This window comes from Arthrobacter sp. TJ-266, assembly GCF_058269115.1.
Genome location: NZ_JBZCNC010000003.1, coordinates 201242 through 228198 on the forward strand (window position 1 = coordinate 201242; position 26957 = coordinate 228198).

The following is a 26957-nucleotide window of genomic DNA, read 5'->3' on the forward strand; positions in this document are numbered from 1 at the left end:
CGAGGGGCCCACTGCATGATCGGCCGGTCCACTACGACCGCAGGCGGCTAGGCTGGGCGCCAAGGTGTCGGCAGAAGCGGCGGGGATCAGGCGTGGTGCGTTCCACATGATCTTCAGTTCTTCCGTTGCGTCGCCTCGGCCGGGGCGAGATGGCTGGCGGTCATGGACAGGTCATCTCCGCGGCGGGTGCGGCCGTTGACCGCCACGCTGCGGAAGGAAAACCGAAAGGTTTTCGATAAGAACAAACTTATAAGAGCAAGGTAACCTGCATCACATCGTGTGGTCAATGCCTGATAGTCGCGGTCCTCCACTGATCCTCACAGGGGAAGAAGCCACAGCACACCAGCCTCGGAAATCTGCGGGGAGAAGGGATTTCGAAACATTGTCGGACATTCGGACACAATCGAGGGCAACGCTCGGATCAGTCGCAACCTTGGCCGGAGTCTCCATCCCCACGGTCTCGAAGGTCATCAACGGGAGGGAGGACGTCGCCCCCGCCACGCGAAAGCGCGTCCTCGAAGCACTGCGTGAGTCCGAATACCAGCCGCCGGGTCAGCGCCACGCGCTGGCCCCTCCGGCAACGACGCTGATCGACGTCGCGGTGGACAGCGTGACGACGGCGTACTACGCAGAAGTGATGGACGGGATCCTCGAGAGTGCTGCGGACACCGGCGCGGAGGTCGTCCTGTCCAAGACCGGCCACACCCAACTACCGGCCGGCGAACGTGCCGAAAAGATGCAGGCGCAGGGCCGCCGCGGGTTGCTGCTCGTGACATCCCGCTGGTCTCCCCGCGAGATCCGGGAGGTCAAGAAGCGAGGCATCGCCGTCGTCGTGATCGATCCCATCAACCCGCCAGGCCCTGGTGTGGCGAGCGTGGGAGCCACCAATTGGGCAGGCGGCAAGGCCGCGACCGAGCACCTCCTGGAGCTCGGCCATACGAGGGTCGCGTTCATCGGTGGCCCCCCGAGCGCGGAATGCAGCCAGGACCGTGAGCATGGCTACACGGCGGCCCTGCTGGAACGCGGCATCCCCATTCCTGAGGAATACGTGTCCGCCGGCGACTTCGCTCCCGCCACAGGCCGGAGTAGTCTCCTGCACCTCCTGGGACTCGAGAACCCACCGACGGCCATCTTCGCCGCATCGGACAGCATCGCCCTCGGCGTCCTTGCGGAGGCCCACGCGCAGGGCGTGTCTGTCCCGAAGGACCTCAGCGTGGTCGGTTTCGACGGCACCCTGAGCAGCGAGCAGTCCTCCCCGGAGCTCACCACTGTGGCGCAGCCCTTGCGGGAGATGGGGCGTACCGCAGTCCGAGCAGTGCTGCGGGAGATGGAGGGCGGTAAGCCGGATTCGACGCGCGTCGAGCTCGCCACGCACCTCATTGTCCGTTCGTCGACCGCGCCGCCCGCTGCCTGACGTCGGAGCCCAGCACCCTTGCCCCTCCGCCACATCGTGTGCGCTCAGCCCTTGACCGCACCCTCCATGACGCCCGAGACCAGTTGCTTGCCCGCGAGGATCAGCACGAGAAGGAGCGGGATGGCGACGAGGAAGACGCCTGCCATCACCAGTCCCGTGTCCGAGGTAAAGGCACCCCGCAGCTGGGGCACCACGAGGGGCATGGTCAACTGGGACCGCATGACGACCGACGGCCAGAAGAAGCTGTTCCACGAGCCGATGAAGGTGAAGAGGGCCAGCGTCGCCGCGCCGGGACGCGCTGCGGGGAGGGCGATGGACCAGAAGATCCGGAACATCGACGCCCCGTCCACCCTCGCCGCCTCGATCAGCTCGAAGGGCAGGGCTTCCTGGAGGTACTGCGTCATCCAGAAGACGCCGAAGGCGCCGATCAGGCCGGGCACGGTGAGCGCGAGGAGCGAGTCCACCCAGCCGAACTCGTTCATCATGACGAACATGGGGATGGTGCCGATCTGTGCCGGGATCACCATGGTGCCGATCACGGCGAGGTAGAGCGCGCGCCGTCCGCGGAACCGGAGCTTGGAGAAGGTGAACCCTGCGAGGGTCGCGAAGAACACCGTGGAGGCGCTCACGGAGACGGACACGAGCAGGGAGTTGCCGAAGGCTACCCAGATGTTGAACTGCTCGGTCGAGAAGACCTGCGCGAAGTTCTCGAAGAGCGTCAGCGTCGGCAGCCACGTCGGGAGCGTGCCGACCGACCTCGCGATGTCCGTGGTGCTCGACGATCCGTACATCGCCGCCGCATAGAGGGGGAAGGCCGACAGGACGAAGGCCACTGTGAGGAGGGCGTAGGTCACCCACCCCGGTCTCCGCGTCGACGACCGCGTCGGCTCGGACCGCCCCCTGGCCTTCCTCTTGCTCGCGTAGCGCGCGGCCCCTCGGCCGGCTGTGTTCTCGACGAGTGCCGTGTTCACCGTGGGTCTCCTTCGACTGGTCGGTTCTGCTCGGTCGTGCGCGCCCGGCGTGCGGTGGACGGACGCATGAACCTGGGCAGGCGGCTCGCCTTCGCGTTCGACGATGCCACCCTGCCGGTCAGGGCGATGTTCAGCAGCGAGAGCACCAGGATGATCAGGGCGAAGATCCAGCCGACGGCGGCTGCCTGGCCCAGGCGGTCCTGCCACTGGCCGAAGCCGAGGTTGTAGAGGTACAGCACCACGGTGGTCCACTGGCTGTCGGACCCGCCGACGCCACCACCGGTGCCGCCGCCGTCGAACATGCGGGCCTCGTCAAAGATCTCGAGTCCTCCGATGGTCATGGTGAGGACCACGAAGACGAGAGTGGGCCGAATGCTGGGGATGGTCACCGAGAAGAATTGCCGGAGACGCCCCGCACCGTCCACGGTCGCGGCCTCGTAGTACTCACGCGGCACGGCCTGCATCGCGGCGAGGAAGATCAGCGCGTTGTAGCCGGTCCAGCGGAACACCACCATGGAGCCGATGGCCATGTGGGAGAGCACCCGATCCTGGAAGAAGGGGGAGCTGTACTCGGTCCAGATGCCGAGTTCCTGCAGGTTCGGGACGAGGAGACCGAACTGCCCGAAGACCTGCCCGAAGATCATCGCGGTGGCCACCGGCATCACCACGAACGGCAGGAGCACACTCATGCGCCAGAAGGTTCGCGCCCGGATGTTCTGGTCGAGGATGGCCGCGATCAGCAGCGCCAGGACGATCTGAGGGATCCCGCCCCAGAGGAAGATCGAGAACGTGTTCTGGAGAGCGCGCCAGAACAGCGGCTGGCTCAGGACCCAGGTGAAGTTGTCGACCCCCACGAAGTCGCCCATGCCGCTGCGGCGGTGCCAGTCGTGCAGCGCGACCACCACGTTGAAGGCGAGCGGGAAGGCGCCGAAGATCGCGAAGATGATGAAGAACGGCGATATGTAGAGGTAGGGCGAGACCTTGATGTCCCAGCGCGAGAGCCGCTGCCCCCACCCGACGCGGCGTGCAGGACGCGGTGGCGCCGCTGCAACCGATGTGTCTGTAGCCATGGCTCGAGCCTTTCCTGGATGCGGTGTGGTGACCTGCCGTCCTGCGATCCGGCCCTGGGCGGACCGGATCGCAGGAGAGGGCTCTAGTCGGCGGTCTCGAAGCCGAGGGCCTCGAACTCGCTGACGGTCGATTCCCAGGCCTCCTCGGGTGTGGCGCTGCCGGACTCCACCAGGGAGATGCCGTTCGTGACGAGCGTCTGGATGCCTGCGAAGTTCTCGCCGCGGTAGCCACCGGCAGCCGAGTCACCAGCGGACGCCGCGAGCTCTCCGTAGATCTGGCCCAGGCGCTGGTCGCCGAAGAAGGCGTTCTCGGTCTCGGCGATGTCCGGGTTCTCGATGGCCTCGAGCTGCGAGGGGAACTGCCCGGTGGTCTCGAACCACTGCACCGCGGCCTCGGGTGAGGTGAGGTGGTCGGCGAGCTTGACCGCCCATGCGGTGTTCTCTCCCGCTGCCGGGACCGAGAAGAAGGAGCCGCCCCAGTTGCCGCCGCCTTCGGGGAAGGTGCTCGATGCGCGCCACCCCTCGATGCCGTCGGCGTTCTCCGCGATGATCCCGGTCATCCAGGCCGGGGTGACCACGGTGGCCCACTCCTGGTTCTGGAAGCCCGCGCCCCAGTCCGCGTTGCCGATCGGGATGCCGGCCGAGACGCCGTCCTCGGCGGCGGTGGCGAACGTCATGAAGAGGTCCTTCACCTCGGTGTTGTCCGCGAGGTTGTAGGGGTTGCCGGACTCCGGGTCCTCGAAGGCGGAGGGCAGCAGGTTGATAGCCGCCTGGAACGCGCTCGAGAGCGAGTCGATGAAGTAGTTGTCGGAGACGGCGACGTACTCGCGGCCAGCGTCGAGGAAGGACTCCCAGGAGGCGGAGTCACCTCCGATGTACTCACCGAAGGCCTCGGGGTCCGAGGCCACGCCCGCCGCGGAGGTCATGTCCTGGTTGAAGGCGACGCCGAGCGGCCCGATGTCCGTGCCGTACCCGGTGAGGGCGCCGTCGACGCTCCCCTGCTCCACCTTCCAGTCGACCCAGCGATCGGGGATCTCGGGGAGTTCCACCCAGTCCTCCGGGACGGCCATCATCTCGCTCCACCAGTCCAGCTCGATCAGGTGGACGTCCGACAGGCCTGCGCCGTCGGAGGAGAGCCCGTTGCGGAGCACGGTCTGCGCCGAGGCGCCGTCGGGGAAGGATTCCACGGCTACCTCGATGCCGTGTTCCTCCTCGAAGGAGGCGAGCAGCTCGGGCGGGAAGTCCATCCAGGCGGCCACGGTCAGCTGTTCGGGCTTGTTGTCCTCGGTGGCTTCCTCGGCGCCGCCTCCTGCACCTCCTCCCCCTCCTCCGGAGCAGGCGGTGAGGGCGAGGGCCGCCAGCGCCGAGATGGCACCGGCCCGTAGGGAACGTCTCGTGAATCTCATGGTGCGTGTCCTTTCGATACTTCGTCGTATGCGGGTGCAGCAGCGTCAGGGTGTTGCTGGGAAGAGCGACATCACGGCCCAGGGTGGGAGCTCGACGTCGATCGTGAGCACACCGTCCGTGTCGACGGTGAGCGTCCTGCGGTCCAGGCCATCGGCGATCCTCGTGAGGTCGGCGACATCCTTGCGGGAGAGGTTCAGGGGCTCCCCCATGCGGTGCCAGGCGCTGACCACGTCGCCGTGGTCCTGGTCGAGGATCTCCATCCGGTACTCATGGCCCGGGTGAAGCCCCGTGACGGTGTGGTGGATCCGCCGCGCGGGCCCCTCCTGGGCGAGCCGGCGTGTCTGGGTGTAGGAATCGGCGGCACCCACCGACCTGGTGCCCATGCTGTCGGGGTAGTTGAAGAACAGGGCGGCCACGGCGTCCTCCGCGGTGCGGGTGATGACGCCGTGCTCGGTCTGCAGCGCCACCCGGTGGCCCAGCCGGTTGAGCATGGCCATGGCGTGGAAGGTCGGCTTGTGGATGCCCTGTTCGTTGACGAACCCGAACCCGCCGTGGAAGGGGCCAATCCCGCCGCCGCCCTCCTCGAAGACGTCCGTGAACGTCCAGTAGGAGATGGAGTCGGCGAGATCGTGGCACTGGAGGAAGACGCGCGCGATGTACGTGGCGGCGAAGACGGTGTCATGCATGCGGTCCCGGCTCGACGGCGACGTGCTCCATTCGGTGATGTGCAGTTCGGCGTCGGGGTAGGGGGACGCGGCGATGACCTGGCGCATCACCTTGAGGTCGTTCCACGTCGCGTCACGGTCACGGCTGATGGGCCGGCCGATACCCTGCGTGTCGAACGCGAAATCGGTCGGGTACAGGTGGGTGGAGAGGAAGTCGATGGGTACGTCCCGCTCGGCGCAGTAGGCGATGAACTCGTGGATCCACACCGGCTTCCAGGTGAGCAGCTCGGGATCGGGGGCCTCCGCCGTGGCTGCCTCCACCGACCTGTCGTGGTACTCGCCGTCGTAGCGGGCATCCGGTACGAACACCGATGACGACGGCCCGCCGACCCGCAGCCCCGCGTCGATCACCTTGATGGCCTTCGCGGTCGCCTCGTAGAGTTGGAAGTACTCCGTGCGTGTGCCGGTCCAGAAGTGCGGCACGAGGTTCGGTTCGTTCCAGACCTCGAACGGCCAGGTGCGCACCTCGTCGATGCCGTACCGGCCGATCCAGTGCTCGATCGTCGCGGTGACGAGCGCTACCCAGGCATGCATGTCCTTCGGGGGGCTGCAGTGCGCCTTCCACCAGAAAAGGGTCTCGGTCTCGGTCGCGAGCTCCCGCGGCATGAAGCCGAGCTCCACGAACGGGCGGGCTCCCGTGTCGAGGATGGCGTCGAACACCTTGTCCACGTAGGCGAAGGTGTAGGTGGGCTCGGCCAGGGGCGACGGCGGACCGAACCCGCCGCCGTTCGAGGCGCGGTACACGAACATGTCGTCGTGGAAGACGCCGTGGAACCGTACGTAGCGCACGCCAAGGACGTCCACGGCTTCGGTGAAGTGGCGCTGCCAGTCGGCGCGTAGGGCCTCATTCGCACGGCCCGCGCCGACGCAATGGCTCCAGATGTGGGGGAGCACATCACCAGCGGGAGGGAGTCCGTCGACCGATAGGCTTGCCGGGGGCTCGACGGACATGGGACCTCCTTTGGTCACGAACGGCGGGGCCGAATCGTTGGCGAAACTGTTTCGCAGTGTGTATCGTTGGTTCATCGTAAGTTTCGTCCCCAGCTGTGTCAATGGTCATGTTTGAAGCGACCTGACGTGCGTCTCTCGTCAGGATCGGGTCGAAACAGTTTCGAAGAGAGGGTGTTATGGCTTCAGAGATTTCGGGGCGACGCGCCACTCTGGACGACGTAGCGACTGCCGTGGGTGTCTCCAAGGCGACGGTGTCCAAGGCCCTCAACGGCCGAAACGACATCTCGCCCCTGACCCGTGAGCGGGTCCTCGCTGCCGTGTCGGAGCTCGACTACCGTGCGACGACGCTTCCGCCGCCGGTTCCGTCCCGCCGGGTCGTCGCCGTCGTGTTCGACCTCCCGGCCTCGCCATACATCATGGGTGTTCTGCAGGGCGCCCTGACGGAAGCCACCGACTCACAGGTCGACCTTCTGACCCGCCTCGCTCCTGAACGCACCTCGCGCATGCACCGGTCGGTCGCGCGGGACTGGGTCGCCGCGCAGCGGGCATCGGGCGTTGTCGGCATAATCGGGCTCACGCTGTCGGCGCCCGACGGACTCATCGAGGCGGCGAGCGACGCGAACCTGCCGTTCATCATGGTCGACCCTGTCGACACGCGGCATGACCGCATGGTGAGCGTCGGGTCCAGCAACTGGACGGGCGCCCGGACCGCAGCCGAGCACCTCATCGGCCTGGGCCATCGGCGCATCGCCTGGATCGGTGGCCCCGAGGCGTCGGACGCCGCCCGCGACCGGCGGCTCGGATACCAGGCTGCGCTCGATTCCGCCGGCGTCGCTCCTGATCCCTCCCTGATCCGTTCAGGCCCCTTCGCGGTCGTGAACGGCATCGAGAACGCACGCGCCCTCCTCACCTCCCTGCACCCGCCGACGGCCATCATGGCCGCGAACGACGAGATCGCCGTCGGGGTGCTCACCGTCGCGCACGAACTCGGCATCCATGTGCCGCAGGCACTGAGCGTGACCGGCTTCGACGACACGCCCCAGGCCGCCTGGACCACACCCCCGCTGACGACCGTCCACCAGAATCTGGACGGCATGGGTGCCATGGCCGTCCAGACCATCCTGACCATGTCCGAGGGCCGCGGCCCATCGTCACCGCACGTCGAGCTGGCGACCTCCCTGACGGAGCGGAGCACCACGGCTGCTCACCGGGACGGCGCCTAGGGGCGGCATCTGTCAGCAGAATCGGTTGCTCGAATCAGCGCCCGCGTGCAGAACTGATGTCGGCATGATCGGGCCTGCTGCGAGGTCGGCGCTTCACTTCGCCAACGCGAAGCACCCCGATTCCTTCCTGTAAGTCAGCTTGGTGATTCCTGGCAGGTAACTGGGAGCGCAGAAGCGAGTGGTGGTATCCGCCAGTCGCGTACACAGCACTGTGTCCCGATCCGGGAAGGCTCCCTACCTTTGGGGAGGCGGCGACGCAGCTGCCCTCTCTCACTCAGGAGCACCGTGCGCACTCGTCTCACCGCCAGCCCCCTCACCCGCCGCCTCGCCACCGCAGTCCTGCTGCCGGGGCTCCTCGGCGGTGCGCTGTTCCTCGCCCCGCAGGCATCGGCCACCACCGGGCCGACGTCGGGCATCTGCAACGGTGTGGTGAACCAGCTGGCGCACCGTGGCACGGTGCAGGAGAACCTCCTCAAGGCCGCAGCGAAGAAGAACGCCGACATCATCACCAAGCTGCAGGCTGACCGCACGGCACTGCAGGCGAGCGCCACCACCCTGACGACACAGATCGCCGACGCGAACAAGGCGCTTGCGGCTCTCGTAGCCGAGGAGGCGCGCCTCGACGCGACGCTCACCGCAGCCCAGGCCAGCGCAGCAGCCGTGACCGCGGAACAGGCCTCCCTGACTCAGACCATCGCCACGACCAACGGTCAGCTGACCGCCCTCCAGTCGCAGCAGACCGCCGTCGTCGCAGCCCTCGCGCCGGTGCAGGCGCAGCTGGCCGAGGCCGAAGCCACTGAAGCCGACCTCCGGAAGCAGGCTGCCGCAGCGACCACGCTGGTCGACGATCAGCGCGAGGTCGTGCGTGTCGCAAACGGCGCCCTGGTGGGCTTCGAAGCCGCCGCGGCGCAGGCTGCCGGCGATGTCACTCGCCAGAATGACGCCGTCACGACGGCGAAGGGTGAACTGGCAGGGCTCACCACGAAGGCGCAGGAAGCAGCCGACGCCGTCACCATTGCCACGCGGGCCGTCACCGACGGCGAGGACCTCCTCGAAGAGCTCGTCGCCGCCGGCACCACGGCCCAGGGCGAGCTCGACGCCCTCCGGAGCGACATCGTCGCGGCCGGGGAGACACTGACTGCACGCGAGGTCGACGCCACGACCGCTACTGCGGCCGTCGCGGCGAAGAACGCCGCCATCACGGCCGCGCAGACCGAACTGTCTGCACGGCAGACGACCGCCACCCGCGCTGCGGACGCAGTCACCGCGCAGACCACCGCTGTCACGGCCGCCGAGGCCGCACTCGTGCCGCTGCGCGCCGCCGCGACGAAGGCTGCCGACGCAGTCGCCGCGAACACGGCATTCCAGAGCACCGTTGCCGCACAGATCATGGTGCTGGAGAACAACATCACGGCAAAGAACGCTGAGGTCACGGCAAAGCAGGCCGCGCTGACGACGGCGCAGAATCAACTGCCGGCGCTGGAAGTGCGGAAGTCGACAATCGAAGCGGAGATCGCGAACCTTACGGTCAAGATCAGCGAGGTCAAGGGAAACAATCAGGACCTCAGGAAGTCCCTGATGGACCAGCGCACCGCCAAGCAGACTGAGCTCAGCCGCGTTGAGACGTCGATCACTGACGCCAACGCTCAGATCCTGGGTCTGCAGGGCAACCTCACCGGGCTCAAGACCCAGGTGGACACCCTGAACGCGCAGCTCCTGGCGAAGCAGGGCGAGAGCAGCGCCCTGCAGCGCGAGGCCGCTCCCCTGCAGGCCACGCTCACCGCCACGAACACCGCGGTCGTGACGAAGGAAGCGGATGTCGCCTCCCTGAAGTCCCAGCTGCCCGCCCTGCAGACTGCGCTGGCCGAGGCCAAGGCCGCCGTCGCCACCCAGCAGGGAACCGTGACGGCCCTGCAGGGTCAGCTGCCGGCCCTCGTCACGGCTGCTGACACCGCCCGTAGCGCTGTGGCAACCCAGGAGAAGGTGGTGGCCGACCTCGTCGCCGAACTGCCCGAGCTGACCGAGGGTGTCGCGGCGGCCGAGGCCGCCATCACCACGCAGAAGGACGCCCTGAGCGGCCTGCGCACGGAACTCTCCGACGCGGACGCCCGACTGGCGTCAGCCACGGGCGCCGTCGCCACCAAGTCGGCGGAACTCACCGCACTGGAGGACCGCCTGCCCACCCTCCAGGCCGCGGCCGAGAGCACCGCGAAGGCAGTGACGGACAAGCAGACGGAGATCGTCACCCTCAATGCCGAGATGGACCGCCTGGTCAGCGCCTTGACCGCGCTGAACGCGGGTATCGCGGGCAAGGAAGCGGACGTCCTCGCACTGCAGGGCCGCGTGGCACCGCTCCTCGCGCAGCTGGACAAGCTCAACGGTGAGATCAGCGCGACCGAGGCCAAGCTGACGTCCCTCCAGGGCCAGCTCACCACCCTCGACAAGCAGGTGACGGACGCCCAGACCGTGCTCCGCAACCTCGAGGCACAGAAGAAGGCGAACAAGGCAGCCATCACCACCCAGAAGGCGGCGGTCAACGTACTCGAGGACAAGCTCGGCGCCGTCCAGGGCCAGATCAAGGCCATCGACGGGCAGATCGCGCTCGGCGGCTGCGTCGCCTGACGCACTCGACACAACTGAACAGGAGGGCCCCGAAACCATGTGTTCCGGGGCCCTCCCTGCGTCTCAGCGGGCTGCGCGCTGCTCGAGAAAGTCCCACACGAGGGCACAGCCCAGCTGATGGGAAGTCCTTCGACAAAGTGGCGCAGAACCTGCCCGGGAACCGTGGTGCCGGGCGATACGCTCGTGCGGTCCCTCCGTCCTGCCAGAAATGATCCATGACATCTCCTCGCCTCCGCGCTGCCCTCCCGGCCGCCCTCCTGACCGCGGCGATCGCCGGCTCCGCGCTGACCGCCTGCACCCCGTCCCCCGACACGGCCGCGACCTCGACGTCCTATACGCCGGGGACCGTCGTCCGGGTGATCGACGGCGACACGCTCGTGATCGCGTTCGACGGCCAGGACCAGACGGTCCGCCTGCTGAACGTCGACACTCCTGAGACCAAGCACCCGGACAAGCCCGTCGAATGCCTCGGCGCGGAGGCGACCCAGGAGCTCGAGTCCCTGACGCCGCCCGGCACGAAGGTCGGCCTGGACTTCGACGTCGAGCGTATGGACAGGTACGACCGCATCCTCGCCGCGGTGTTCATCGAGGACCGGACTTTGGTCAATGCGGAGCTCGCGCGGGTTGGGCTCGGCGTGCCGGTCCTGATCGAGCCGAACCGGAAATACTACGACGAAGTCCAGGCTGCGTACGCCGAAGCCACGGCGCAGGGCGTCGGGCTGCTGGATCCGGCGGCCGGCTGCACCCTTCCCGCCGAGGTCGACGACGCCCTGCAGACCCTGGCCGCGGCGACGGCGGCACCGGTGGGTGAGACGGAGTCCTCCGCCTCGGCCGCTGCAGCCGGAATCGTCGCGGCTCTTGCGGCGGCGAAGATCGTCCGCGAGGGGATCGAGGCGGGGAAGGACACGGTGCGGGTCCTGGCAGTGGGAACCGCAGGCAGCGCCTCGTTGATGGCCGACCTCGACCGGAGGATCGCCGAGGGCGAGCAGACCCTGACGGCGACCACCGGCAAAGCCGAGGCACTACGACAGGCCGAAGCGGCCGCCCAGCGCGAGAGGGCAGAGGCAGACGCTGCGGCACGGGCCGCCGCCGAAGCCGAGGCCGCACGCGCCGCCGAGGCTGCGCGCGTCGAGGCCGAGCGCGTGGCGGCGGAGGCAGCGGCACAGGCCGAGGCGCAACGGATCGCCGCCGAAGCGACGGCACGAGCAGATTCCGATCGCCGGGCCGCCGAGGCCGCGGAGCGGGAGAGGATCGCCAATCTTCCGCCCGCTCCCGCGCCGTACATTCCACCCGCCCCGGCACCACCGGCTCCCCCTGCCACTGACCCCTTCCCGGGCTACAACGGCCCCCGGTGCTACGCACCCGGCGGGAAGACCTGGCGTCCCTGCTGAGTCAGTCCGGGCGTCCGGGCGCCCTGTAGAGCCGGCGCCGGTGCGGGAGCCACCCTGCGGGGCGCTCCCGCACGAAGCACGGAACTCTCAGGCCGACGCGCCTGCACGCGGAGCAGTTAGAACGTCAGCACCAACCGGCCGCGGAGGCCGCCTGCCTCCAGCCGGCGGTGCGCCTCGGGTGCCCCCTCCGCGGGAAGGGTCCCGGCCATGCTCGGGGTGAGCACGCCGTCCTCGACGGCCTGGCGCAGGGAATCGAGCTTGGCCTGCGAGTGGTACTCGTCGAACACCCACGCAGCCTCGAAGCGGATGTCGCGGGTCGGCTCACCCTTCCAGCCGCGGACAGAGATGAAGACCCCACCGTCACGCAGGGCCGGGACCACGTCCTCGTGGAGCAGCGCCGTGTCAGCGATCGCGTCGACGCCGTCCGGGAAGACCTCCCTGATGCGACCGGCGAGGCCCTCGCCGCGATCGATCACGTGATCGGCGCCGAGCTTCTGCACCAGCTCGCGATCCTTCGGTGCAGCGTCCGCGATGACCGTCAGGCCCTGCTGCTTGGCGAGCTGGATCATGTAGTTGCCGAGTGTCCCGGCGCCACCGGTGACGGCGATGACCTCACCGGGCTCCAGAGCGGCGAACTCGAGGATCTGCACCGCGGTGAGGCCGTTCATGGGGAGGGTGGATGCCTCCTCGAGGGTGGTCCTGGCGGGGATGCGCGCAACAGAGTCATCGGAGGCCACGAGGTACTCGGCGTACGCACCACCGTGCTCCCCGAGCGGCAGGGCGATGGCCATGACCTCGTCGCCGACCGTCCACGCACTGCCGGCCCCTACTTCGTCGATGACGCCGGCGGCATCCATGCCGGGCAGATAGGGCGGCGTGGACTGGCTCATGTCATAGGCGCCCGTCCGCACATTCGTGTCCGTCGGGCTGACCGCGGCCGCTTTGACGCGGATACGGACCTCCTTCTCGCTCGGGTGCGGATCGGGAAGATCGTGGACGGTCAGGGCGTCCGGTCCGCCGAATTCGGTGACTCCGATTGCTTTGATGGCGCATCAACTCCAGGATCTCGTGGTGGGTGCCGCCGGGGACGGCGCACCCCTCCAGAACCAAGGGCCGGTATCAGGAATTCCGTCCGACGCACGCAGAACGTCCTGGCTACCTGCAGCAGGTGGCCGGGACGTTCGTGGTGCAGCGGGCTACTTCCGGCTGGTCGCGGTGCTCTTGTCGTCGTCGAGCCCGGACTCGACGTCCGCGCCCTCGCCGTCCGGATCCGCTGCGATGACCGGCTGGCCCTCCACCTCGCTGCGGTCCTTCTTCGCGGCGTCGCCCCGGGTCTTGATGAGGCTCGCGATGGTGGCCACGGTGATGGTCGCCAGGATGAAGAGCAGCGAGACCGAGATGGGGATCTCGGGTACCCAGAGGAGCGGTTCGCCGCCGTTGATGAAGGGCAGCTCGTTGACGTGCAGGGCGTGGAACACGAGCTTCACGCCGATGAACGCGAGGATCACCGCGAGGCCCTGCGCCAGGTAGACGAGGCGCTCGAGCAGGCCGCCGATGAGGAAGTACAGCTGGCGGAGGCCCATGAGCGCGAAGGCGTTGGCCGTGAACACGATGTACGCCTGCTCGGTGAGGCCGTAGATTGCGGGGATGGAGTCGACGGCGAAGATCAGGTCCACGAAGCCGATCGCGATGATGGTGAGCAGCATCGGCGTGACGAAGCGCTTGCCGCCCTTCTTCACGGTGAGCTTGTCCTCGTGGTACTCGTCCGTGACGGGGAGCACGCGGCGGACCAGCTGCATGAACTTGCCGTCAGCCGGGTTGGAGTCGTGGCTGCCGAAGGCCTGCTTGTAGGCGAGGAAGAGGAGCAGCGCGCCGAAGATGTAGAAGATCCAGGAGAAGTTGGAGATCAGTCCGGCGCCGATGGCGATGAACCCGCCACGGAGGATCAGCGCGATGATGATGCCGACCATCAGCACCTTCTGCTGGTACTTCTTCGGAACCGCGAAGCCCGTGATGACGATCAGGAACACGAACAGGTTGTCGACCGAGAGGGCCTTCTCGGTCAGGTACCCGGCGTAGTACTCACCGCCGAAGTCCCAGCCCCACACCTGGCCGATCATCACGCCGAAGAGCAGGGCCAGGCCGATGTAGAACGCGGACCAGCGGGCGGATTCACCGATGGTCGGTTCGTGGGGGGTGCGCACGTGCGCGAAGAATTCGTAGACGAAGAAGGCGATGGTCACCGCGATGGTGACAAGCCAAATGATGGGCGAAACGTCCAAAGGGGTACTCCAAGGGGTAGGCGTCGGATACTGGCGCCAAGGTCTCTTCCGCCCGGATGGATCCGGTGCCGATGGCCCGGGATGCTTCACTGCATCCGTAGTGACGAGCCGATCGCTGATGGGAGTACTCCCCTTGATACATCGATGCTAACGCATGAATCGGCGTGCGTGTTCCCGCGGCGTCACACGAACGACGACGGCGGTCGCCCCGCGCGCCCGCCGCCCCTCCCCCGCACCCACGGGTGACTGGCGCCGTCGTGCTGGTGGCTAGGCTGGGCGCATGGCCACAGTGATCCTCGTGCGGCACGGCCGCACCACAGCGAATGCCTCCGGCCTGCTGGCCGGGCGGACCCCCGGCGTCAGCCTCGACGACGTCGGGCGGGCCCAGGCGACGGCGACCGGCGAGCGTCTCGCTGTCGTGCCGCTCGTCGGTGTGGTGTCCAGCCCGCTGGAGCGGTGCCGGCAGACCTCGCAGTTCATCCTCGACCGCCAGGCGGGCAAGCCTGAGATCCCGGTCGACGACGGCATCACCGAGTGCGACTACGGCCAGTGGCAGAACCGCACCCTCACCGAGCTGGCCACCGAGCCCCTGTGGTCCACGGTGCAGTCGCAGCCGTCCGCCGTCACCTTCCCCGGTGGCGAGTCGATGGCGGCGATGCAGGCGCGCGCCGTGGCGGCGATCCGAAGCCGCGACGCCTTCTTCGAGGCCGAGTACGGGCCGGGCGCCGTGTGGGCTGCGGTGAGCCACGGCGACATCATCAAGTCGATCCTCGCGGACGCCCTCGGCACGCACCTGGACCTGTTCCAGCGCATCAACGTGGGCCCGGCGTCGGTCTCGATCATCAACTACGGCAGGGCGCGGCCCACGGTCTTCGCGACCAACACGGACGCCGGTGACCTGTCCTGGCTGGTGAAGAGCGCACCCACCGGTGATGCCGCCGTGGGTGGTGGCGCAGGGCATGAAGCGCCTCCGCCCGCTTGAGCCTAAAATAGAAGCATGCCTACAACTGTTCACGAGTTCGCCTGGCCGGATCGGGTAATCATCGGCACCATCGGCGTCCCGGGAGAGCGGACCTTCTACCTGCAGGTGCGTACGGGGAAGCAGATCGTGAGCATCGCCCTCGAGAAGCAGCAGTCCGCGCAGCTCGCCGAGAAGATCGACGAGATCCTCGACCAGCTCATCGCCCTCGACGGCAACCCCTTCCACGTGCCGAGCAGCACGCCGATCGAGCTCGTCGACAACGACCAGCTCGACCCTGTGGAGGAGCAGTTCCGCACCGGCGCCATGAGCCTGGGCTGGGATCCGACGACGGCGCAGATCGTGGTGGAGGCCTATCCCATCACCGAGGTGGACACCGACGACATCAACGCCCTGCTCGCAGCGGATGACGACGACGCCGAGGCGGCCGAGATGCTCGTGGTGCGGATGCCGGTGGGCACCGCCCGCGCCTTCTCGAAGCGCACCCGCGAGGTGGTGGGCGCAGGCCGTCCCATCTGCGTGATCTGCGGCCAGCCGATCGACGCCGACGGCCACACCTGCACCCTCCCCGAGGCCTGATGGCCGGCACCGACCTGATGACCGACGAGTTGACGCTCACCGGCCGCATCAGGACGGCGTCCAACGCCACGTTCGTCGGCAGCATCGGCGACCAGACGGTCGTGTACAAGCCGATCCGCGGCGAGAAACCCCTGTGGGACTTCCCCGACGGCTGCCTGGCGCACCGCGAGGTGGCGGCCTACCTGGTGTCCGAGGCGATGGGCTGGAACATCGTGCCGAAGACCTGGCTCCGCGACGGACCGCTGGGCGAGGGCATGGTGCAGCTCTGGCAGGAGCCGGACCCCGAGCAGGACGCCGTGGACCTCATGCCGGCGGACGAGGTGCCGGAGACCGGCTGGAAGCACGTGCTCGAGGGGCAGGACGACGCCGGCCAGATCGTCGCGCTGGTTCACGAGGACACCGAAGCACTCCGCCGGATGGCGGTGTTCGACGTGATCGTCAACAACGCGGACCGCAAGGGCGACCACATCCTCGCCATGAAGGACGGCCACCGCTACGGCGTGGACCACGGCCTGACCTTCCATAGCGAGCACAAGCTGCGAACGGTGCTGTGGGGCTGGGTCGGCGAGGAACTGACCGCGGAGGAACTCGAGGGCATCGACCGCGTCCGTGGCGGCCTGAAGGAGACGCTGGGCGGAGACCTGGCAGGCCTGCTCACCGCCGAGGAGATCTCCGCGTTGACGGGCCGCTGCTCAGCCTTGCGCGCGACCAAGCGGGCGCCGGGCCCTCAGGGTCACTCGTCGGCAGTACCTTGGCCCCTCTTCTGACACCTCACCAGCGGCATTAGGCGACCAGCAAAACGGGGATGATCTACTTCTGTGGACCCAGGACCGTGATAAAAAGAATCTTGACCAGATAGAGCACGCGGCCCGGGAAACTCTCGATAAATCAGGTCCGCCTAAATGCGGACCCACCATCGGTGTTGGCGATGGGGACGGGTTCAATCTGGACTTAATCGCACTCCTACTTGGCGCCCTATACCCGGCTCTTCAGAAGGTTGACCCAGGATTGTGAGGACAATAGCCACTGCAATGAATGAGAGCATGAATTTAACGGGGAGCACTGCTGAACTTCATGCGCCAAGCAATTTTTCGTCGGCACAACCACCACATTGCCCGAGTGCAGGATTGGCCCGCTGGTGGGCCTGGAAAATTCAGCAGCACGGACCAGCCGATTGCCCTCGGGCCACCTACAGCGAATACGACCCTGCGTCGCCCTCGACTAATGACATCGTCAATCAATCCTTTTGGGCTGCGCCTCTGAACTGCATCACCCATCCCCGCGGCGCTGCCAGGCCGTTGTAGCTGACCATACTGGCAACTCGTCGACAATCGTTAGTAACCGGCGAAGTGCTCCCTGCTCGGTCACATTTAGCTGATCGGGCGCCGACAACCAAGCATCTACAGCGGTAGTGAATTCCTCAGATTCCCCCTCCCGTCGACCAACCTTTGAAGGCTGCACTTGGGAAGCGATTAGGTACAAAGCGGCGAACGCTTTCGCTTTTTCGATCTGGGAACCTTCGGCCTGATCAATCTTGCGGTAAAGAGCGGAAAACACAGAGCTGGGACCAAATAAGCGCTGTTGACCGATGAACAGAATTTCAGCATCCTGAGGAAGGTCTGCAATCCGTATGTCCTCATCGATACAGTACCTGTTTGCGTAGTGATCTCTTCCACCACGCCTCTGACGTTCTATCGTTGCCAGCAAGTCGTTTGCTGTAGATGCGAATTCTTGACTATAGGGCTCACTTTTCCATGACCCTGAAGAAGGACGAAAATCTAGAAGAACGCTACGCCCATGTTCAAGTGACCTTATGGTCATGGGCTCGAATCCGTTCCAAAGTAGTTGGTCAAATCCAAACAAGGCGTCTTGCCCGCCTAGTAACGGTAGGGGGTTTTCCTCGACATCTGCCAACAGACCGCCATCGCGAAGCAATGCCATCATGCCTTTCGGTTGAGGCAACCAATCCATGAATCGCGCCGCATCGTCTGCCGCCGGCCCGACCAGTACGCTGAAGCCGGTCCGCTGCAATTGTTCGGCAGAGCGTGCTTGAAGGATGGAAGCCTGTTCAACGGGGTGTACTGGCGCTCGCCAGAGAACCTTCTGCATAGAGCGAGGTCGGGTGTAACCACGCCCTCCCTCGCTGCCGGTTAGCTGCGAAAACAGATGCCTCGCCTCCTTCAGAGCTAAGCGTTGAGAAACACGAGCGGATACTTCGGGGATTTGGTCCTCAATTGTCTCTACCAAACAGCCATACAGCGTTTCGATGATTTGATCGAGTTGCGCTCCTGCTTCCAGGTCTGTGCGAGCAACGTTTGTACGAGGTGCTTGTGCTCCACTCACATCCGCAAAGGCTAAAGGTGAATCAGACCACCCTGGAAGTGCTTCCGTTACACGAATCCCTTGAATACTAACCCCAGCGATCGGTACTGATTCCTCGGTTGCGGTGCGAGTGATCTCGGCCTCAGTAAATGAATCATAGCGTCGCGACCGACCGGAACGCAGGACCTCCCATTCCTTATAGAACGAATTCCACACTTGAGCAATCGCTACATTCACACCGTCGACGGCTTTTTCCACGACGCGCGTCTTCTTCGTGCCCGTCAAAGACGTAGGCAGCATCCCCTCTAGAGCCGCTCGTGGTGATTCCCACCCGATGATGATCTCTTCGCGCTCCGGAAGACGACAAACCACCCGGCAACGAGGTAATACGATCCACCTCTGCAGCAACTTCAAAATGGAACCTTCGAACTCTGAACTTGCCCTGAGTGTCAGCTCTATTTCAGTCCCTCTCCCTTCAAGGCGGCGTGCCACCTCAGAATTAGGCACTAGGTCACGAATCAAGTACCGGCCATGAACCGACTTCAGCACTAGTTCCCTGCCAACTTGTTCCCCGGACGCTACTGTGGCGACTCGAATCTCGTCGGCGATCATGAATGCGGAAAGCACGCCTATGCCAAAGCGCGAGATAGAAGCGAAGCTCGGGTGTTTTTCGCGGAACTCGTCTGACTGATAGCTTGAAGAGCCCACCTTAAGGAAATGATTCAGTAATCGATCCTGCGTCATCCCGACGCCAGTATCACGTACTCGTAACAGCCGTGAAGCAGGGTCGTACTCAACAGTGACATCCGGACCTGAAGGAGAGCCGTCCGGCTCAATCTCCTTCTGTAGTCGGACCGCGTCGATAGCATTCTGCGTGATCTCACGAATTGCAACGCTCGCATCATTGTAGAGCGTATGACCCGTCAGAAGTTCAAGTACTTTTGCTTGGTCAAAAGTGAATGAAAAGTGCTTACGAATAAAGTTCATCGTTTCGATTTGATCACGATCAACATCGGCCCAAGGAAACTTATATTCTTTGGACCTTTCTTCGTGAAGATTTGCATCCAGAGACCATTGTTGCGTTTTTTTGAGTTGTAGATCGCAATAGTCCAGGTACTCCATCAAAGCAAAGTAGCCATCAGGCTCATCGAAGCGTGCGTGCACCTCTATTGAGGTTGACTGATCAGAAGCTTCAGGCTTTGGCTTTACGGCACGTACTGCTCGTTGCTTCCGCCATTCACGCTGTCCTATCGGATCACGGGGGCTCGCAAGCAAGTATTGAATAGTGGGCGTACGATCACGAGTCATATGAATCAAATCGGCCGTCCGAAGAATTAGCGAAGCGTAGTGCAAATTTGCCTCGTCCTGGCGGTCGTTCCCATAGGAACGCCCGACTCGATACTTCGTCCGGTCATCGAGGTCGTCAAGGTGATGGCTTCGAGCAACTAAGGCAATGTCGCTTTTGACAATTGGATCGAGATTGGTGAAAATCCTTTGCACGAGGGCAACCGCGGCGTCTGCAATACCAAATCGTTCATACCCTGCGTTATTTATCCACGATTCTATGCGCTCGGCGTGGTGAGTTCGCACAAACTCCTCGTAGAAAAAATGCTCCTGATCTTCCTCCTTGAGTGCGCTCAAGCGATCTCTCAAGTCTACGCCGCGCGCTGATTCGTCGGCCAGCATCCCTTCACGGAAGGACGGAAAACCACTTTGGCTGCGAGCATCGAACTCATCCTTGGTGACAAGCATCCCTAAATCGTGAACGTAGATCGAGAGCGTGATAATTAGGGCATCCGCCACGGTCAAAACGGCCCAAGTATCCTTCGGAATCAACCAGTCCGCAGTTTCCAAGAGTGAATCGACGTGCGTGATGTCGTGTTTTGTATAAGTCGAGAACTCCGCAGTATTTCCAATGGCGGATAGTAACTGCGTCAACTCATTGCGGGCTGAACCGAGGTTGAAACCTCCAAGCGCCCCTCGTTCGCGAGCCTTCTCTGCGAGGGCTTCAATGCGGCTGGTTCCAATGCTGAGACTCGTCAAGTGCTCTCCCGGTTGTTGCTACGTTGCCACAACCCTATACGAGCAGGAATGGAATTTTTCGATCCGGGCCAGGCGGATTGTTTCGGTGTGTATCGATTAGCCCATCATCAACTCGACCTCCCAGTTCTAGTCCATCTCTTCTGCTGGAGGGCGCGATCCCAGTCTTAGTCGACCGAGCGTTACGTGTCGCCCACGCGGGTTGCATGTTGTTCGGGGAGCATGTGTAGGCCGTCGCACAGCAAGAGACTCGAAGGGTCGCGCCACCCTGCCTCGTTACTGATGCTGCGCTGGGTCGACTCGAGGTCGGGTTCCAAGATGACGGGCATCCCATGCACCAAGCACTTGATGCTGCGTGCATGACCCTGCTGCCGCGAGGTCAGCGCGCCGCGGTGCTCGCCCGCACCACGAGGCGCGTCGGCACGAGGTCCAGGCCCGGCTCCGTCGAGTTCTCCCGCATCTGCTTCAGCACCTTGTCCACGCAGCGCCGGCCCACTTCCGCGAAGTCCTGGTGCACCGTGGTGAGGGGCGGGCTGAAGGAGGTGCTGTCCGGGATGTCGTCGAAGCCCACCATCGAGACGTCCTGCGGCACGCGGATGCCCTTCTCGTGGAACGCCCGCTGCACTCCCAGCGCCATCTGGTCGTTCGCGACGAACACCGCCGTGCAATCAGTGGATGCGAGCGAGAGCCCCGCGAGGTACCCCGAGTCCGCCGACCAGTCGCCCCGCAGCAGCCGAGGCTCCGGGCACCCCCGGGCAGCGAGCGTGGACCGCCACGCGTTCACCCGCCGCTCCGACGCGAAGCTCTCCTCCGGACCTGCGACGTGCCACACGGTCTCGTGGCCCAAGTCCAACAGGTGCTCCACGGCCTTCTGCGCGCCGTCGGCCTGGTCCGTGTCGATCACGCTGTAGCCGTCACTCGCGTTGGAGTCCACCACCACCGCGTGGACGCCCGGCGGCAGGGACACCGTGGCGGCGTCGAGCAGGTGGACCTCCATGATCACGATGATGGCGTCCACTGCCAGCTCGTTCAGCCGCGAGAACGCCCCGCGCACGCCGGCCTGGGTGGGCGCGGCCACGGGGATCAGCGTGATGGCGTAGTCCTCCTCGGCGGCCCGGGCCGCGATGGCCTCGAGGGTACGGACGTTCCCGGTGGTGGAGAGCGTGAACAGGATGACGCCGATGGTCCTGAAGCTCCCCCGCTTCAGCGCACGCGCCGCACTGTTGGGCCGGTAGCCCAGCTCGTTCATGGCGCGGATGACCTGCTGCCGCGTGGCCTCCACGACCCCGGGACTGCCGTTGGTCACGCGGGAGACGGTCTGGGCCGAGACGCCGGCCAGCCGGGCCACGTCCGTCATGGAGACCCGGCGTTCCTCACGAACGAGGTGTTGACGCGCGGAGGGCTCCATGTGACCATCGTAACAATGATGTTTACGTAAACATCGGATGCGCGAGCCGCAAGGTGTTTGCGCAAACATTGCCGAAGACCCAGAAGGATCACTCATGACGACGGCGTCACCCCCTCCGGCCACGCTCGGCACGCAACCGAAGCCCGCGAAGCGGTCCCAGGCACGGGCCCAGAAGCGCTCGTGGTCCGGCTGGCTCTTCATCGGCCCCTTCATGGCGGTGTTCGCGCTCGTGTTCCTGGCGCCGATCGCCTACTCGATCTACCTCAGCTTCTTCCGCAACCAGCTGGTGGGCGGCAACGGCTTCGTGGGCCTCGCCAACTACGCGCAGGTGCTGCAGGATGACAAGTTCTGGTCCTCCCTGATCCGCGTGGTGCTCTTCCTCGCGGTGCAGGTGCCGGTGATGCTCCTGATCGCCATGCTCGTGGCCCTCGCGATCGACAGCGGCCGGCTCTACGGGAAGTCCTTCTTCCGCATCTCGATCTTCCTGCCCTACGCCGTGCCCGCCGTGGTGGCGAGCCTCATGTGGGGATTCATGTACGGCACGCGCTTCGGCCTGGTGGGCAACATCAATGACGCGCTCGGCACCAACATCCCCAATCCGCTGAACCCGGAGCTGATCCTCGCCTCGATCGGCAACATCGTCACGTGGGAGTTCATCGGCTACAACATGCTGATCTTTTACTCGGCCCTCAGCGTGATCCCGAAGTCGCTGTACGAGGCCGCGGAGATCGACGGCGCCAACCAGTTCCGACTCATCACGGCCATCAAGCTGCCCGCCATCCGCGGGGCGATCGTGGTGGCGACCATCTTCTCGATCATCGGGAGCTTCCAGCTGTTCAACGAGCCCGCGATCCTCCAGAGCCTCGCGCCGAACGCCATCTCCACGTTCTTCACGCCCAACTACTACGCCTACTCGCTGAGCTTCTCCGGCCAGCAGTACAACTACTCCGCAACCGTCGCGATCGTCATGGGGATCCTGACCATGATCATCGCCTACGCCGTGCAGCTGCGCGGCATGCGGAAGGAGGCCTGACATGGCCGTCGCCGTTGAACCCGCACGTGCCCAGGGCGCGAGGCCCAAGCCCGCGAACATCCGCATGCGCAGCAACCGCCACAGCGTGGACAAGCCCAAGCGCAGCGTCCTCCTGACGCTCCTCACGGGAATCGTGCTGGTCTACAGCCTCATCCCGCTGGTGTGGCTGGTCATCAACTCCTCGAAGACGCAGGAGAACCTGTTCAGCTCCTTCGGCCTCTGGTTCAGCGGGGACTTCTCCCTGTTCACCAACATCAGCGACACCCTCACGTACGACGACGGCATCTTCGGCCGCTGGTTCATCAACACGGTGCTCTACGTGGCCCTCGGCGCGGGCGGTGCCACGTTCCTCGCCGTCCTCGGCGGGTACGCGCTGGCGAAGTTCACCTTCCCGGGCAAGAAGGCGGTGTTCGCCGTCGTCATCGGCGCGGTGGCCGTTCCCGGCACCGCCCTGGCGGTGCCCACGTTCCTCATGTTCAGCCAGATGGGCATCACCAACACCCCGTGGTCGGTGATCATCCCGTCGCTGATCTCGCCGTTCGGCCTGTACCTGATGTGGACGTTCGCCACCGAGGCCATCCCCACCGAGCTCCTCGAATCCGCCCGCATGGACGGCGCCGGCGAGTTCCGCACGTTCTTCCAGATCTGCCTGCCACTGCTGGGCCCGGGCATCGTCACGGTGCTGCTGTTCACCATGGTGGCCACCTGGAACAACTACTTCCTGCCCCTGATCATGCTGCGCGACCCCGACTGGTACCCGCTGACCGTGGGCCTGAATGCCTGGAACAACCAGGCAGCCACAGCCGGTGGCGACGCCATCTTCAACCTCGTGATCACCGGCTCCCTCCTGACCATCATTCCGCTGATCGCGGCCTTCCTGCTGCTGCAGCGCTACTGGCAGTCCGGCCTGAGTGCAGGCGCGGTCAAAGAGTAGTTCCCCGTCCCATACCCCTTCCGAAACGATGAAGTGAAAAGGAAACCCATGAAGAGCAGAATCTCCCCGGCAGTGCTGCGCGGTTCGGCACTCGCCCTCGCCGCGGCCCTCGCGCTCACCGCCTGCGGTGGCGGCGGTGGCAATGACGCCGGTGCGGCCCCCGAAGAGGTCAGCGCCGACGACGTCCAGGCAGCCCTCGAGGAGGGCGGCGACCTCCTGGTCTGGGCCTGGGAGCCCACCCTGGAAGCCGTGGTCGAGGACTTCGAGGCCGAGTACCCGAACGTCAACATCGAGCTCGTCAACGCCGGTACCGGCAACGATCAGTACACAGCGCTGCAGAACGCCATCGCAGCGGGCGACGGTGTTCCCGACGTGGCGCAGATCGAGTACTTCGCGCTGCCGCAGTTCGCGCTGGCGGACTCCGTCAAGGACCTCACCGGCTACGGTGCCGGCGACCTCGAGGAGACCTTCAGCCCCGGCCCGTGGAGCTCCGTCCAGGCCAACGAGGGCATCTACGGCCTCCCGATGGACTCCGGGCCCATGGCCCTGTTCTACAACACCGAGGTGTTCGACCAGTACGGCGTCGAGGTGCCCACCACGTGGGACGAGTACGTCGAGGCGGCGCGTGCGCTGCAGGCCGCGAACCCGGACGTCTACATCGCCAATGACACGGGCGACGCCGGCTTCACCACCAGCCTCATCTGGCAGGCCGGCGGCCAGCCCTACAAGGTCAACGGCACGGACGTCACCGTGAACTTCTCCGACGAGGGCTCCACCAAGTTCGCGGAGACCTGGCAGACGCTCATCGACGAGGACCTCCTGGCACCCGTCAGCTCCTGGAGCGACGAGTGGTACCAGGGCCTCGGCAGCGGCACCATCGCCACGCTCGCCACCGGCGCCTGGATGCCCGGCAACTTCACCTCGGGCGTGCCCCAGGCCTCCGGCAAGTGGCGCGCAGCACCGCTGCCCCAGTGGGAAGAGGGCGGCACCGCGAGCGCCGAGAACGGCGGCAGCTCGCTGACCATCCCCGCGGCCAGTGAGCAGGGCGCACTCGCGTACGCCTTCCTCGACTACGCCAACGTGGGCGACGGCGTGCAGACCAGGATCGACGGCGGCGCCTTCCCGGCGACGGCGGCGCAGCTGGAGTCCGAGGAGTTCCTCGCCACCGAGTTCGAGTACTTCGGCGGCCAGAAGGCCAACGAGATCTTCGCCGAGTCCGCGGCGAACGTCCCCGAGGGCTGGTCCTACCTGCCCTTCCAGGTGTACGCGAACAGCATCTTCAACGACACCGTGGGCCAGTCCTACGTCTCGGATGCCCCGCTGACCGAGGGCCTGAAGGCCTGGCAGGACGCCAGCATCCAGTACGGCTCGGAGCAGGGCTTCACCGTCTCCGAGTAGTACCTGCACCACTCGCTGCATCGCCGTCGTTCCCCGCGTTCTTACCGGGGAATGACGGCGGCAGCGGCTCGATCATCTGTCTGTACCACCTGTGTGAACTCGCCTCGAGGAGCCGTACCGTGCCTACCCCCACCACTCACCGCTGGCTCCGCTGGCCCACCGAACCGAACCGCAAGCGCATGGCCTTCGGCGCCGACTACAACCCGGAGCAGTGGCCCCGCGAGACCTGGGACGAGGACGTGCGCCTCATGCGTGAGGCCGGCGTCAACGTGGTCTCCCTCGCCATCTTCTCGTGGGCCCGCCTGCAGCCCGAGCGCGACCAGTGGAACTTCGCCTGGCTCGACGAGGTCATCGACCTCCTCCATGCCAACGGCATCGCCGTGGACCTCGCGACCGCCACCGCCTCCCCGCCGCCGTGGCTGGCCACCGAGCACCCGGAGATCCTCCCCGTCACCGCCGACGGCAGCATCCTCTCCCCCGGCGCGCGCCAGCACTGGCGCCCCACCAGCCCCGTGTTCCGCGAGCACGCCCTGAACCTCGTGACGGCCATGGCCGAGCGGTACAAGGACCACCCGGCCGTCTGCGCCTGGCACATCTCCAACGAGCTCGGTTGCCACAACATCTACGACTACTCCGACGACGCCGCCCGCGCCTTCCGCGTGTGGCTCACCGACCGCTACGGCAGCATCGACGACCTCAACGAGGCGTGGGGTACCGACTTCTGGTCCCAGCGCTACACGCGGTTCGAGCAGATCCTGCCCCCGCGCCAAGCCGCCTCGCACCCGAACCCCACGCAGCAGCTCGACTTCAAGCGCTTCTCCTCGGACGCCCTCAAGGGGTACCTCCGCGAGGAGCGGGACATCCTGCAGCGCATCACGCCGGACATCCCCATCACCACCAACTTCATGGTCATGGGTGAGACCAAGGGCATGGACTACGCCGACTGGGCCGCCGAACTCGACTTCGTCGCGAACGACCACTACTTCGTGCCCGGACCGCAGGCCCAGGACGAGCTCTCCTTCTCCGCGAACCTGACCGGCAACATCGCCGGCGGCAAGCCCTGGTTCCTCATGGAGCACTCCACGAGCGCCGTGAACTGGCAGCCCATCAACACCCCGAAGAAGCCCGGTGCGTTGCGCCGGGACTCCCTCACGCACGTGGCTCACGGCGCGGACGCCGTCTGCTTCTTCCAATGGCGGCAGTCCAAGGCCGGCGCCGAGAAGTTCCACTCCGCGATGGTGCCCCACGCCGGTGAGGACAGCCCCATCTTCCGGGGCGTCGTGGACCTCGGCCACGAACTCGCCGCCCTGTCCGACGTCGTCGGTACCCGCCGCTCGGCTGCGCCGGCCGCGATCGTGTTCGACTGGGACTCCTGGTGGGCCTCCGAGCAGGATTCCCACCCGACCGACCGCCTGCGCTACAAGCAGGAGGCCCTGGACTGGTACTCGGCGTTCCTCGCCCTCGGGATCCGCGCCGACGTCGTCCCCTCCGCCGCGAACCTCACCGGCTACGGGCTCGTCGTCGCGCCCGTCCTCCACACCGTCCCCGCCGCACTGAAGGAGCGCCTCGAGGCCTACGTGCACGGCGGCGGCCACCTCGTGGCGAGCTACTTCAGCGGCATCACCGACGAGAACGACCACATCTGGCTCGGCGGCTACCCCGGCGCCCTCGCGGACCTGCTCGGCGTGCGGATCGACGAGTTCGGCCCGCTGCTCGACGGCGAGTGCGTCTCCTTGGACAACGGCAGCACCGCCACCCTCTGGGCGGACCGCGTGCACCCGCGCGTCGACGGCGTGGAAGTGCTCTCCCGCTACACCACCCACGACCACGCGGGCGACGCCGCCGTGACACGCCGCGTCGTCGGCTCCGGCAGTGCCTCCTACGTGGGAGCGCGCCTCGGCGCGCAAGGCCTCGAGACCGTCCTCACGGACCTCGCCGCCCGCGCCGGCGTGGTCAGCGCGCTACCCGCGGAACTCCGCGGCGCCGTCGAGCACGTCCTGCGCACCGGCGACGACGCCGACTACGCCTTCCTCATCAACCGCACCGATGCGCCGGTGGACATCACCGGGGTGGACGGCACCACGCTCTCGGGCGAGGAGTCCAAACTGGCTCCTCGTTCGGTCGCCGTCCGGAAGGTCCTCCGCACCACCTGGTAATGCACCACTCAGTAACGCCCCCTCACGGAACCAGCACCACTGATCAAGGAGC

20 protein-coding genes are annotated in these 26957 nt (G+C 65.8%); 11 read left to right on the forward strand and 9 right to left on the reverse strand.

Going from position 1 to position 26957, the window contains the following annotated elements; genetic code table 11:
* Positions 1 to 113: 113 nt before the first annotated feature.
* On the reverse strand, positions 114 to 311 hold the full coding sequence (locus AC4D12_RS09585; protein WP_490949699.1) for a hypothetical protein: 198 nt from the start codon (positions 309 to 311) through the stop codon (positions 114 to 116).
* A 71-nt stretch (positions 312 to 382) separates the two neighbouring features.
* On the opposite strand from AC4D12_RS09585, the gene AC4D12_RS09590 reads away from it, so the two are divergent.
* The gene (locus AC4D12_RS09590; RefSeq protein WP_490949700.1) at positions 383 to 1414 is read left to right on the forward strand and encodes a LacI family DNA-binding transcriptional regulator; all 1032 of its coding nucleotides are present in this window, start codon (positions 383 to 385) and stop codon (positions 1412 to 1414) included.
* Positions 1415 to 1458: 44 nt separating this feature from the next.
* Here the strand turns inward: AC4D12_RS09590 and AC4D12_RS09595 are convergent, their stop codons facing one another.
* The 4 genes from AC4D12_RS09595 to AC4D12_RS09610 all read right to left on the reverse strand — a co-directional run bounded on the left by AC4D12_RS09595 (position 1459) and on the right by AC4D12_RS09610 (position 6538).
* Positions 1459 to 2385 carry a carbohydrate ABC transporter permease gene (locus tag AC4D12_RS09595; RefSeq protein WP_490949701.1) on the reverse strand — a complete coding sequence of 309 codons (927 nt, stop codon included), beginning with the start codon at positions 2383 to 2385 and terminating at the stop codon, positions 1459 to 1461.
* A complete protein-coding gene (locus AC4D12_RS09600) occupies positions 2382 to 3455 on the reverse strand; it encodes a carbohydrate ABC transporter permease (protein WP_490949702.1) in 1074 nt (357 codons plus the stop codon). Before AC4D12_RS09600 ends, AC4D12_RS09595 begins: the two co-directional genes overlap by 4 nt.
* Before the next feature lie 83 nt (positions 3456 to 3538).
* The gene (locus tag AC4D12_RS09605) at positions 3539 to 4861 is read right to left on the reverse strand and encodes an extracellular solute-binding protein (protein WP_490949703.1); all 1323 of its coding nucleotides are present in this window, start codon (positions 4859 to 4861) and stop codon (positions 3539 to 3541) included.
* A 45-nt stretch (positions 4862 to 4906) separates the two neighbouring features.
* Positions 4907 to 6538, reverse strand: a complete 1632-nt coding sequence (locus AC4D12_RS09610; RefSeq protein ID WP_490949704.1) for a GH39 family glycosyl hydrolase — start codon at positions 6536 to 6538, stop codon at positions 4907 to 4909.
* A 176-nt stretch (positions 6539 to 6714) separates the two neighbouring features.
* On the opposite strand from AC4D12_RS09610, the gene AC4D12_RS09615 reads away from it, so the two are divergent.
* From AC4D12_RS09615 to AC4D12_RS09625, 3 genes are all read left to right on the forward strand, one after another.
* Positions 6715 to 7761, forward strand: coding sequence for a LacI family DNA-binding transcriptional regulator (locus tag AC4D12_RS09615; protein WP_490949705.1), 1047 nt, complete (start codon positions 6715 to 6717; stop codon positions 7759 to 7761).
* Between the two features lie 285 nt (positions 7762 to 8046).
* A complete protein-coding gene (locus tag AC4D12_RS09620; RefSeq protein WP_490949706.1) occupies positions 8047 to 10383 on the forward strand; it encodes a coiled-coil domain-containing protein in 2337 nt (778 codons plus the stop codon).
* A 215-nt stretch (positions 10384 to 10598) separates the two neighbouring features.
* Entirely contained in the window at positions 10599 to 11774 is a 1176-nt protein-coding gene (locus tag AC4D12_RS09625) for a thermonuclease family protein (protein ID WP_490949707.1), read from the forward strand.
* A gap of 116 nt (positions 11775 to 11890) precedes the next feature.
* Here the strand turns inward: AC4D12_RS09625 and AC4D12_RS09630 are convergent, their stop codons facing one another.
* The gene (locus AC4D12_RS09630; protein ID WP_490950118.1) at positions 11891 to 12820 is read right to left on the reverse strand and encodes a quinone oxidoreductase family protein; all 930 of its coding nucleotides are present in this window, start codon (positions 12818 to 12820) and stop codon (positions 11891 to 11893) included.
* A 150-nt stretch (positions 12821 to 12970) separates the two neighbouring features.
* Entirely contained in the window at positions 12971 to 14056 is a 1086-nt protein-coding gene (locus AC4D12_RS09635) for a TerC family protein (protein WP_490949708.1), read from the reverse strand.
* A 280-nt stretch (positions 14057 to 14336) separates the two neighbouring features.
* Here AC4D12_RS09635 and AC4D12_RS09640 point away from each other — a divergent pair, with 280 nt between their 5' ends.
* Genes AC4D12_RS09640 through AC4D12_RS09650 form a run of 3 tightly spaced genes read left to right on the forward strand, consistent with a single transcriptional unit; the run spans position 14337 to position 16381 of the window.
* Positions 14337 to 15038 carry an MSMEG_4193 family putative phosphomutase gene (locus AC4D12_RS09640; RefSeq protein WP_490949709.1) on the forward strand — a complete coding sequence of 234 codons (702 nt, stop codon included), beginning with the start codon at positions 14337 to 14339 and terminating at the stop codon, positions 15036 to 15038.
* Between the two features lie 15 nt (positions 15039 to 15053).
* Complete coding sequence (locus AC4D12_RS09645; protein ID WP_490949710.1) at positions 15054 to 15614, forward strand: DUF3090 domain-containing protein; 561 nt, start codon at positions 15054 to 15056, stop codon at positions 15612 to 15614.
* Positions 15614 to 16381 (forward strand): SCO1664 family protein, encoded by a 768-nt coding sequence (locus tag AC4D12_RS09650; RefSeq protein WP_490949711.1) that lies wholly within the window; start codon positions 15614 to 15616, stop codon positions 16379 to 16381. Before AC4D12_RS09645 ends, AC4D12_RS09650 begins: the two co-directional genes overlap by 1 nt.
* A 502-nt stretch (positions 16382 to 16883) precedes the next feature.
* On the opposite strand, the gene AC4D12_RS09655 is transcribed toward AC4D12_RS09650, so the two are convergent.
* Positions 16884 to 19979, reverse strand: coding sequence for an HD domain-containing protein (locus tag AC4D12_RS09655; RefSeq protein ID WP_490949712.1), 3096 nt, complete (start codon positions 19977 to 19979; stop codon positions 16884 to 16886).
* A gap of 376 nt (positions 19980 to 20355) precedes the next feature.
* The gene (locus AC4D12_RS09660; protein WP_490949713.1) at positions 20356 to 21384 is read right to left on the reverse strand and encodes a LacI family DNA-binding transcriptional regulator; all 1029 of its coding nucleotides are present in this window, start codon (positions 21382 to 21384) and stop codon (positions 20356 to 20358) included.
* Positions 21385 to 21478: 94 nt separating this feature from the next.
* Between AC4D12_RS09660 and AC4D12_RS09665 the strand changes: the two genes are divergently transcribed.
* The 4 genes from AC4D12_RS09665 (at position 21479) to AC4D12_RS09680 (ending at position 26905) form a co-directional block, all read left to right on the forward strand.
* Positions 21479 to 22417: a carbohydrate ABC transporter permease gene (locus AC4D12_RS09665; RefSeq protein WP_490949714.1), complete on the forward strand. Its 939-nt coding sequence runs from the start codon at positions 21479 to 21481 to the stop codon at positions 22415 to 22417.
* A 64-nt stretch (positions 22418 to 22481) separates the two neighbouring features.
* Positions 22482 to 23351, forward strand: a complete 870-nt coding sequence (locus tag AC4D12_RS09670; RefSeq protein ID WP_490950119.1) for a carbohydrate ABC transporter permease — start codon at positions 22482 to 22484, stop codon at positions 23349 to 23351.
* 48 nt (positions 23352 to 23399) lie between these two features.
* On the forward strand, positions 23400 to 24749 hold the full coding sequence (locus AC4D12_RS09675) for an ABC transporter substrate-binding protein (RefSeq protein ID WP_490949715.1): 1350 nt from the start codon (positions 23400 to 23402) through the stop codon (positions 24747 to 24749).
* Positions 24750 to 24868: 119 nt separating this feature from the next.
* Positions 24869 to 26905 carry a beta-galactosidase gene (locus AC4D12_RS09680; RefSeq protein WP_490949716.1) on the forward strand — a complete coding sequence of 679 codons (2037 nt, stop codon included), beginning with the start codon at positions 24869 to 24871 and terminating at the stop codon, positions 26903 to 26905.
* The last annotated feature ends 52 nt before the right edge of the window (positions 26906 to 26957 follow it).

What these genes read in the sequence shown, in the direction of transcription:
- AC4D12_RS09645 (WP_490949710.1), top strand. Translation starts at nt 15,054, where the DNA reads ATGCCTACAACTGTTCACGAGTTCGCCTGGCCGGATCGGGTAATCATC.
- AC4D12_RS09610 (WP_490949704.1), bottom strand. Translation starts at nt 6,538, where the DNA reads ATGTCCGTCGAGCCCCCGGCAAGCCTATCGGTCGACGGACTCCCTCCC.
- AC4D12_RS09625 (WP_490949707.1), top strand. Translation starts at nt 10,599, where the DNA reads ATGACATCTCCTCGCCTCCGCGCTGCCCTCCCGGCCGCCCTCCTGACC.
- AC4D12_RS09605 (WP_490949703.1), bottom strand. Translation starts at nt 4,861, where the DNA reads ATGAGATTCACGAGACGTTCCCTACGGGCCGGTGCCATCTCGGCGCTG.
- AC4D12_RS09675 (WP_490949715.1), top strand. Translation starts at nt 23,400, where the DNA reads ATGAAGAGCAGAATCTCCCCGGCAGTGCTGCGCGGTTCGGCACTCGCC.
- AC4D12_RS09615 (WP_490949705.1), top strand. Translation starts at nt 6,715, where the DNA reads ATGGCTTCAGAGATTTCGGGGCGACGCGCCACTCTGGACGACGTAGCG.
- AC4D12_RS09670 (WP_490950119.1), top strand. Translation starts at nt 22,482, where the DNA reads ATGCGCAGCAACCGCCACAGCGTGGACAAGCCCAAGCGCAGCGTCCTC.
- AC4D12_RS09600 (WP_490949702.1), bottom strand. Translation starts at nt 3,455, where the DNA reads ATGGCTACAGACACATCGGTTGCAGCGGCGCCACCGCGTCCTGCACGC.
- AC4D12_RS09650 (WP_490949711.1), top strand. Translation starts at nt 15,614, where the DNA reads ATGGCCGGCACCGACCTGATGACCGACGAGTTGACGCTCACCGGCCGC.
- AC4D12_RS09665 (WP_490949714.1), top strand. Translation starts at nt 21,479, where the DNA reads ATGACGACGGCGTCACCCCCTCCGGCCACGCTCGGCACGCAACCGAAG.
- AC4D12_RS09640 (WP_490949709.1), top strand. Translation starts at nt 14,337, where the DNA reads ATGGCCACAGTGATCCTCGTGCGGCACGGCCGCACCACAGCGAATGCC.
- AC4D12_RS09660 (WP_490949713.1), bottom strand. Translation starts at nt 21,384, where the DNA reads ATGGAGCCCTCCGCGCGTCAACACCTCGTTCGTGAGGAACGCCGGGTC.